The sequence below is a fragment of the Streptomyces sp. NPDC096339 genome (assembly GCF_044762985.1).
Taxonomy (GTDB): domain Bacteria; phylum Actinomycetota; class Actinomycetes; order Streptomycetales; family Streptomycetaceae; genus Streptomyces.
The window spans coordinates 23,345-31,907 of sequence record NZ_JBIWFI010000015.1 but is presented as its reverse complement, the minus strand read 5'-3'; the positions used below and the strand labels follow the sequence as shown (position 1 = coordinate 31,907).

Genomic DNA, 8,563 nt, shown 5'->3' with positions numbered 1-8,563 from the left:
TGGCGCGGAGGGCGCTGGTGGGCGTTTTGGCGGCCGGGGTCTTGCACCCATTGTTGACGGCCCCCCCCCCGGGGCCGACCCCCGGGGGGGGGCCGCCGCGCCCCCCATCGCGGCGGCCCCCGGCCGGAGCGTTTCCGCGCTCTCCCGTACTGCTGCTGCTACCGCTACTACTGCACGCGTGGCACGTGCTGGGTCACGCAGTGGACACCACCGCCGCCCCAGGCCAGGGTGCGTGCCGGGGTGCCGACCACCTGGCGGCTGGGGAAGAGCGACGCGAACCGCGCCAGGGCGAGCGCGTCGGCCGGTTCGCCCGAGAGCGGGACGACGACGCTGCCGGAGGTCAGGTAGTAGTTGGTGTAGCTGAAGGTCTCCACCAGCAGTCCCTTGTGCCGGAAGTGCGGCTGGTGCTCCATCTCCACCACCTGGAAGGGCCTGCCGCAGGCGTCGGTCGCGGCCTGGAGCACCGCCTTGTTGGCGGCCATCCGGGCGTGGTTGGGGTCGGCCGGATCCGGCTGGGTGTGGAGCAGGATCCTTGCCGGTCCCAGGTAGGCGGCGACGAGGTCGACATGGCCGTTGGTGATGTCGTCGTGGTGGAGGCCGTACGGCAGCCAGACCACCGTGCTCGCTCCGTACGAGACGAGCAGCTGGGCTTCGATCTGGGCACGGGTCATGCCCGGGTTGCGGTTGGGGTTGAGGAGGCATTCCTCGGTGGTGACGAGGGTGCCCTGGCCGTCGGTGATGACCGACCCGCCCTCCAGGACCATGCCGACCGGCGTCCGGGGATCGCCCAGGTGCGCGCAGACGCCGACGGGGAGGAAGTCGTCCTTGTCGTACGGGTACTTCCCGCCCCACCCGTTGAACCCGAAGTCGACCCCGGTGCGGTGCGTGTTGCCGGGGTTGACCACGAAGAGGGGTCCGGTGTCCCGGGTCCAGCAGTCGTTGACCGGGTACTCGATGACGGTGACCGCGCTGCCGCACTGCCGGCGCGCCTCGGCGGCCGTGCCCGGTTCGGCGACCATGATCACCGGCTCGAAGCGGGCGATTTCCCGGGCGATCCCGGCGATCTCGGCCTGGACGTCGGCGAGCAGCGAGCCCCAGCCGACGTTCCGGTCCCAGGGCCAGGCCATCACGCAGCCCGCGTGCGGCTCCCATTCGGCCGGAGCGTGGAGCGGCTCCGCGCTCGCCTCGGCGAAGGCGGTGCGGCCGAGCAGGGGAACCGCGGCGGCCGCGAGTGCGGCGGCGCCGAAGCCCCGACGCGTCATGCGCGGGACGCGCACGTATGGCAGGTCCATGCCATTACTCCTTCGATGTGAAGCGGATGCCTGAATCAAGGGGAATCTGCGGATCAGAGGCGGAGCAGGGGTGGATCAGGGGTGGATCAGACCCCGATCAGACCCCGATCGGAGGCGGATCAGGGGCGCATCAGGCCCGGTCGGCCGCCGGGACTCCCTCGCTCCGCTCTCCCGCCGGTGCGGTGCGCAGCGCGTGGTGGGGCTTCTTGACCGCGAGGTAGAGCAGTCCGGCCGTGATCACCGCGCCGGTGCCGATCAGACCCGCCCAGACCTGGTACCAGGGGGCTCCGGGCGGTGCCAGGACGGCGCGCGGCCAGCAGACGTTGGCGACCTCGAAGGCGGTCCAGAGCACGGCCAGGACGTTCAGGAAGGTGCCCTTGCGCCCGAGCCGGATGTGCCCGGACGGGACCCAGGTGCCCCGCAGCCGGGCGATGAGCGCGGCCAGGCTGACCAGGAAGAACGGCAGGAAGGTGGCCGCGGTGCCGAAGGCGATCAGGCTGCCGATGGCGGTGGCGTTCAGGCCGAGCAGCAGGCCGGTACAGCTGACGAGGGTGGAGGCGATCAGGCCGCCGATGGGGGCCTGACGGCGGTTGACCTTGCGCACGTGACGGGAGAAGGGGAAGACGCCGTCGCGCGCCAGCGAGTACACGCCGCGGGCGGCGCCGCCCTGGGAGGCCATGGCGCAGGCGAGGAAGCCGACCAGGACCACCGCGACGAAGGGCTTGTCCGACCAGGAGCCGAAGGCGGTGGTGACGGCGGTGGTCACCGGGTCGAGGTCCTCGCCGGCGACGACCGCCTCGGGCGAGGGGTGGGCGAGGGCCACGGCCATCGCGTTGAGGATGACGACGACGCCGACGCTGAGCAGCGCCCACCACATGGCGCGCGGCACCTGCCGGCCGGCGTCCTTGGTCTCCTCTGCGGTGGAGACGCAGGCGTCGAAGCCGATGAACCCCCAGCCCGCGACCGCCAGGACGGCCAGGAAGGCCATCGTGGTCGATCCGCCGGACAGCTCCTCGGCGCCGAGGGTCTCGGTGAAGAGGGAGAAGCCGTGCTCGCGGAAGAACAGCAGGAGCGCGAAGCCGACCAGTACGGAGGCGATGGCCTCGGCGGCGATGCCCAGGGAGACGAACAGGCTCAGGATCCTGATCCCGTACGCGTTCACGAGCATGCACGCCAGCAGGATCCCGGCGGCCACGGCGACCATGGTGCCTGGTGTGGGGGTGACGCCGACGAGGGCGAAGACCCAGGGGGCCGCCAGGTAGGCGACGGTGGTGTTGCCGAACATGACGGCGAACTGCCACACCCAGCCGCTCATCCAGCCGAAGGACGGGCCGAGCAGCCGGCGTCCCCACTGGTAGGGCCCGCCGGCGAGCGGCCACTGGGAGGCGAGTTCGGAGTAGACGTTCACGACGAGGCACTGGCCCAGCAGCACGATCGGCAGTGCCCACACCCAGGCGGGCCCGGCGATCATCGTGCCGACCATGGAGACGGCGTACAGGGCCACGACCGGCGAGACCACGGCGAAGCCCATGGCGATGTTGCCGAGGACGCCGAGGCTGCGGTTCAGCTCCTGGGTGTAGCCCAGGTCGGTCAGCCGGGCCGCGTCCGTATCGGTGCTCGCGTCCGTGACGGCGCCCGTGAGCGCGTCCGTACGGGGGGAGGGAAGGTCTGGCATGCGTACCTCTCAAGGCGCCGGGGCGCGCCAGGACGGCCCGGCGCGTCCCGGCAGCTAAATCTAACGTCGTTAGGTTGCGGGATTGCGGGGACCTTAACCCGACCCGGACCTCAGGGGAAGACCCTGCCAACGGGTAACCTGACGGCCACCGACGAGGGGGATCACACGTGGGCCGTCCGAACCAGCCGCTGCTCAGCCGTGGGAACATCGCCCGCGCGGCCCTCGAACTCCTCGACGAGGAGGGCCCCCAGGCCCTCAAGATGCGGACGCTCGCCGACCGGCTCGGGGTCAGGGGCGCGTCGCTCTACCACCACGTCGCGTCCAAGGAGGACGTGCTGGACGCGGTCTCGGAACTGATCAACGAGGAGATCGACCTGAGCCCGCTCGACGGGCCCGACTGGCGCGAGGGGATCGCGGCGTACGCGCGCGGCTACCGCCGGGTGTACCTGCGCCACCCGAACGCGATCGCGCCCGCGGCCCGGCGCCGGGTCGAGGCGGACCGGGCGCTGCGCGGCTACGACGCCCTGCTCGCGGCACTCGTCCGGGCGGGCTGCACCCCGGCGCGGGCCGCCGAGGCGGCCGCCGCCATCGACTACCTGGTACTGGGCTCGGCACTGGAGACCTTCACCGCGGGCTTCACCCGCCCCGCCGCCGAGTACCGGCCCGCATACCCGGCGCTCGCGGACTCCCTCGCAGAGTCGGCCGCCACCGGGGAGGGCCTGGCCGCGCTCGACGACCGCGGCTTCGAACTGGGCCTGCGCCTCGTCCTCGACGGCCTGGCGGCCTGACCCGGGACACCTTTGCCCGTTTTGTGAGAACCGTTACCTTCTCTCCCGAATCGCGGATTTCCGTGGTCATGATGGATGACCTCAACCGTCATCTACGCGCCCCTGCCGCGGCCCCGAGCCGCCCGGCGACCGGTCGGCGCCACAAGGAGAGATGTGCGACCTGCGGGCAGCTGGACAGGTAACTGGCGGATCGCCGCGATGACGACGGGCGGCGCCCTGGCCCTCGGGCTGGGCGGTCTCTACGTCGCCGGACTCGCGGCCGGGGACGACCTCGCCCCCGGCACCCGGGTACGGGGCGTGGACATCGGCGGCATGAGCCCCGCGGCGGCGGAGCACAAGCTGACCGGCGCCCTCGGGCCGAGCGCCGCGGCTCCGGTCACCGTGCGCATCGGCGAACGCGTCGAGGAGGTCACCCCGGCTGCCGTCGGACTGTCCCTCGACACCGCCGCGACGGTCGACCGCGCCGCCGGCTCGGGCCCCGGGCCGTTCGGCGTCATCGGCCGGCTGTTCGCCTCCGGGAACCCTGACGTCGAGCCCGTGATCCGGACGGACGAGAAGACCGCCCGCGCCGGGGTGGACAGGCTCGGCGAGAGCACCGCGCAGCAGGTCCGCGACGGATCCATAGCCTTCGACGCGGGCCGGCCGAAGGTGGTCGCCGCGCAGAGCGGGGTGACCCTCGAACGGGACGCGGCCTTCGACACCCTCCGGGACGCCTACCTCCGGCCCCGCCCGGACGCCGGGCCGCTCGAACTGCCGGTCCGGCGCACCGAGCCGCGCGTGGGCGCCGACGAGACCGAGCGGGCCCTGCGCGAGTTCGCGGAGCCGGCGGTCTCCGGGCCCGTCACCCTCACGGTGGCCGACACCCGCGTACCGGTCAGCCCGGTGGTCCTCGGCGAGCACCTGAAGATGAAGCCCGACTCCGCCGGACGCCTCGTACCGGCTCTGGACTCCGGCGGCCTGCTCGCCGACCCCGCCGTGGCCGGCCCGCTCGGGGAGGCCGCCAGCTCACCGCGCGACGCGGTGCTCGGCCTCGACGCGAACGGCCGCGCCGTGGTCACGGAGTCCGGCCGCTCCGGGCACCAGGTCACCGAGGAGGCCCTCGGCCGGGCCGTGATGCCGCTGCTGACCCGCTCGGGCGCCGAGCGGAGCGCCACGGTGGCCACCACGGCCGTCCAGCCGCAGCTCACCGACGCGGAGGCGGAGCGCCTCGGCATCAAGGAGAAGCTCTCCTCCTTCACCGTCGAGTTCCCGGCGGCCCCGTACCGGTCCAAGAACATCGGCCGGGCGGTGGAGCTGATCAACGGCTCCGTGGTGATGCCCGGGCAGGAGTGGAGCTTCAACCGCACGGTCGGCGAGCGGACCAAGGAGAACGGTTTCGTCGACGGCATCATGATCAACGACGGCCGGTACGTGAAGTCGCCGGGCGGCGGCGTGTCCGCGGTCGCCACCACGATGTACAACGCCATGTTCTTCGCCGGTCTCAAGCCGCTCGAGCACGGGGCGCACTCCTTCTACATCGAGCGCTACCCCGAGGGCCGGGAGGCGACCGTCGCCTGGGGCACCCTCGACCTGCGCTGGCTCAACGACTCCGGCCACGCCGTCTACGTCCGGGCACGGTCGACCGACACCTCGCTGACGATCACCCTGCTGGGGACGAGGAAGTACGACGAGATCCGCGCGACCAAGGGTCCGCGCACCAACGTCACCCCGCCCGCCAAGCACACGGACTCCGGCCCGAAGTGCGAGGTCCAGACGCCCCTGGAAGGCTTCGACGTCAAGGTCGGCCGGATCTTCGTCAAGGACGGCCGGGAGGTCAAGAGCGAGGAGTACTCCACCCACTACACCCCGCGCGACGAGATCGTCTGCGAGCCCGCCCCGGCGCCCTCCGCGACACCGGGCGCAGGCCCGACGGCCGCCGCGCAGGCCGCGCCGGCTCCGGGGTCGGCATAGCCCCGGCCTACCGCGTCACCACCAATAGACGGGGTAGGTCGGAGCCTTCCGGCGCACCCGGGAAGCGGCGTACCCGGTCAGTACGAGCAGGACGGTCGCCCCGAACAGCAGGGGGATGAACCGGCCGGGGGCGGGCGTCTGGAGCACGATGATCACAGCGGTGGCCACGGCCGGGGAGTGCGGGGTACGGGCGAGCATGTTGAGGCCGAGCGTGAGCCCCGCCGCCACGGCGGCCGCCCAGGCACTGCTGCCCGCCGCCGCGAGTACGGCGTAGCCCACCGCACTGCCCAGCAGGTGGCCGATGACCACGTTGCGCGGCTGGGCCAGCGGCAGGGTCGGAGCGCTGTGGACCAGTGCGGCGCTCGCGGCCAGCGGGGGTATCAGCACCGGTTCGTGGATCATCGCGCCGATCGCGACGAGACCCAGGAGCACGGTGGTCGCCGCCGCGATGCTGTGCAGGGCCGCCGCCGGGCCGGGCCTGGCCGGAGCCCGCACGGTGAGCCCGGGCCACCGGCGCGCCGGAGCGCTGTCGGCTGCCGGAGCGGGGTCGGCGGGGGTGGGCGTGGGCTGCGGGCGGAGCGCGGCGTTCGAACTCATTTCAGCGGTTTCCGGGCAGGCGGCCGCGCAGCGGCCGGGGAGGGCAGGACGACGCCGGGCAAGGGTGGTGCCGGGACGGGTGCGAACGCCCCCGGGACCGCGGGTGGACCGGGGACATTTCAGACGACCCTACCTGGCGGGTGCCTGGCAACCGCTGCCGAGGGGGGTGACTTTGCTCCTATGCGCGGCCCGGCCCACCTGCGGCGGAACCGCCGCCGGTCGCGATCCTCCGCGAGCCGCGCCCGATCGAGGGGACGCCGGCGGGAAGATCCCGGCCGTGTCGCGGACCGGTTGCACGCGGGTGTGACCGTCCCCTTGAATCGGCGGGTGACCACTTGGCTCGTCGGGCCGATCGGCGGTGTCCGCCGCTTCGGCGGACGGCAGGCCGCAACAACGCACCAGGGGGAGCGCAGCATGCCGGTCGTCCACTTCTGCCTGCACCGAGACGGCGAGCCGGAGTTCGGCGCCGATGCAGCCCGCGCCACCCGGCCCCTGCCGTATGCGACCGCGACGATCAGCGAGGACGGCACCCGGTACCGGTGCCCTCGGTGCGGGGGCCGCAAGTGGGACGCCAACGGCGACGAATGCCACTGGTGCGAGGTGACCGGCTGGTTGGACATGCCCGTCGGCTACGAGTGCTCGCCCAGCCCCCGGGAGCTGGTTGCCTTCGTCGCCGAGCGCGGGCGGCCCGCCGCTGACGGCGACCGCGTCATCGCCTTCGAGGGAACGGTCACCACCGACCGCGACGGCCCGCGCCTGCTGTACTACGGCATCCCGACCCACGTCGTGGAGAGCCTGACCTGGGAGCGGTTCATCGCCCGCCACCTTGCCGACCGGCTAGAGCCTGACCCTCCACCCGGCCGTTGAGCGCAGGGTCTTCATGATCTTCGGGTCGCGCACCGACGGGGTCCGGTCCTCGGCCGTCACCGACAGCCGGTGCGTGCGGAGGTCGAAGAGCCGGAGTTCCGCCACGGCCACCTCGGTACGGCCCTCGAAGCGCTTCAGCTCCTTGCCGTCGAGGAACCACCGCACCGTCAGCCGGCGGCCGTCCGTACTCTCCAGGGCCGGGACGGCCACCTTCGCCCGGTCGCGCAGCCGCAGGGTGCCGTCGATCGGGGTGAGCGCGGTGACGATCCTGGCGTGCTGGTAGAAGCCGGCGATCATCGACTCGGCGCCGGGGAGGTTGAACGGCTTCCCGAGCACCCGCATGATCGAGTTGTCGGTGGGCCGGTACAGCCCGGTCACGTAGTAGCCGCCGCCTTCGTACGCGCCGACCGTGCCGCCGTCCGGGGACGGCTCGCCCAGCCAGCGGTACCACTTGGCCCGCTGGGTCGCCATCCGGTCGGCGGGGAGGCCGGAGACGTTGGATTCGCCCGGCTCGGGGCCGGTGTACTTCTCGTAGTCCGGGACGCCCGGGTAGAAGTACTCGTCGGCGAGCTTGCCCAGCGAATGACCCGTCTCGTGGATGGCTACCTGGCCCGACTTGGGGTGGCCCGCAGAGGCCGTCGAGATCCCCTCGTAACCCAGGGTGGCGCTGCGTTCGTTGTAGCCCGCGCCGCCGTACTTGGCACTGTTGGCCAGCACGATCACCAGGTCGGCCTGCGGCACCCTGGCCACGTACGCGTCGACCTTGGCCTGGTCCACGCAGAGCAGCCGTTCGATGTCCTCGCACCAGAAGTACGAACCGAGGGCGGTGTCGCGCACGGTGGCGCGGTCGGGGTCACCGGTGACTCCGGAGTCGTGGGAGACCGCGTCGACGGTCCACACGTTGAAGAGGTTGCGGTAGGTGGAGTACGGCTCGACGGCCGTCACCTCGGCCCACTTCCGGGCCGCGTCGGCGTGGAAGCGGTCCAGTTCGCCGGCGGTGTAGCCGTCCCCGATGACGACGACGTCGAGGCGGTCGGCGGTGGGGCCGTTGTCGACCGGTTTTGCCACCTCGCCGTCGGCGGCCCGTTCGGCCGGGCTCAGCCCGCCGGCGGTCTTCGCCGGTCCGGCTCCGCCCGGGGCGACCAGGACGTGCCCGGATCCGGCGTCGCCGCCCTGTTCCGGCCCCGGTATCTCGACGGCCACCCGCGGCTTCGCCGGTGGTTCGACGCTCGCGGCGCGGGCCGGGCCCGCGGCCACCAGCAGGGCCGTCGCACAGGCCGCCGCGGCGACCGCGCGCAGGGTGGCGCGCGCGCCCGGGCGCATACCGACGTCCATGAAGTCCTCCCCCGTGAAAGGCAGTTAAGCAAGGCGTTAAGTCCGGTGAAGCAGCTGCT

Annotated in this window: 7 protein-coding genes; 3 read left to right on the top strand and 4 right to left on the bottom strand. The window is 72.7% G+C overall.

Annotated elements, in window-relative coordinates:
• Positions 1 to 167 precede the first annotated feature (167 nt).
• Together ACIQ5Y_RS20335 and ACIQ5Y_RS20330 are read right to left on the bottom strand one after the other, a co-directional pair.
• Entirely contained in the window at positions 168 to 1,292 is a 1,125-nt protein-coding gene (locus ACIQ5Y_RS20335; protein WP_403881924.1) for an agmatine deiminase family protein, read from the bottom strand.
• Positions 1,293 to 1,422: 130 nt separating this feature from the next.
• Complete coding sequence (locus ACIQ5Y_RS20330) at positions 1,423 to 2,967, bottom strand: APC family permease (RefSeq protein WP_403881921.1); 1,545 nt, start codon at positions 2,965 to 2,967, stop codon at positions 1,423 to 1,425.
• A gap of 167 nt (positions 2,968 to 3,134) precedes the next feature.
• Between ACIQ5Y_RS20330 and ACIQ5Y_RS20325 the strand changes: the two genes are divergently transcribed.
• Positions 3,135 to 3,755 (top strand): TetR/AcrR family transcriptional regulator, encoded by a 621-nt coding sequence (locus ACIQ5Y_RS20325; protein ID WP_403881918.1) that lies wholly within the window; start codon positions 3,135 to 3,137, stop codon positions 3,753 to 3,755.
• Between the two features lie 198 nt (positions 3,756 to 3,953).
• Positions 3,954 to 5,705 carry a VanW family protein gene (locus ACIQ5Y_RS20320; RefSeq protein WP_403882275.1) on the top strand — a complete coding sequence of 584 codons (1,752 nt, stop codon included), beginning with the start codon at positions 3,954 to 3,956 and terminating at the stop codon, positions 5,703 to 5,705.
• Positions 5,706 to 5,720: 15 nt separating this feature from the next.
• On the opposite strand, the gene ACIQ5Y_RS20315 is transcribed toward ACIQ5Y_RS20320, so the two are convergent.
• Positions 5,721 to 6,302 (bottom strand): HPP family protein, encoded by a 582-nt coding sequence (locus ACIQ5Y_RS20315; protein WP_403881915.1) that lies wholly within the window; start codon positions 6,300 to 6,302, stop codon positions 5,721 to 5,723.
• Between the two features lie 327 nt (positions 6,303 to 6,629).
• Here ACIQ5Y_RS20315 and ACIQ5Y_RS20310 point away from each other — a divergent pair, with 327 nt between their 5' ends.
• On the top strand, positions 6,630 to 7,169 hold the full coding sequence (locus ACIQ5Y_RS20310; RefSeq protein WP_403881912.1) for a hypothetical protein: 540 nt from the start codon (positions 6,630 to 6,632) through the stop codon (positions 7,167 to 7,169).
• Here ACIQ5Y_RS20310 and ACIQ5Y_RS20305 read toward each other — a convergent pair.
• Positions 7,140 to 8,504, bottom strand: coding sequence for a M64 family metallopeptidase (locus ACIQ5Y_RS20305; RefSeq protein WP_403881909.1), 1,365 nt, complete (start codon positions 8,502 to 8,504; stop codon positions 7,140 to 7,142). The genes ACIQ5Y_RS20310 and ACIQ5Y_RS20305 overlap by 30 nt on opposite strands.
• Between the last annotated feature and the right edge of the window lie 59 nt (positions 8,505 to 8,563).

Coding starts and splice junctions, on each gene's coding strand:
- ACIQ5Y_RS20320 (WP_403882275.1), top strand. CDS start 3,954: ATGACGACGGGCGGCGCCCTGGCCCTCGGGCTGGGCGGTCTCTACGTC.
- ACIQ5Y_RS20335 (WP_403881924.1), bottom strand. CDS start 1,292: ATGGACCTGCCATACGTGCGCGTCCCGCGCATGACGCGTCGGGGCTTC.
- ACIQ5Y_RS20330 (WP_403881921.1), bottom strand. CDS start 2,967: ATGCCAGACCTTCCCTCCCCCCGTACGGACGCGCTCACGGGCGCCGTC.
- ACIQ5Y_RS20305 (WP_403881909.1), bottom strand. CDS start 8,504: ATGGACGTCGGTATGCGCCCGGGCGCGCGCGCCACCCTGCGCGCGGTC.
- ACIQ5Y_RS20315 (WP_403881915.1), bottom strand. CDS start 6,302: ATGAGTTCGAACGCCGCGCTCCGCCCGCAGCCCACGCCCACCCCCGCC.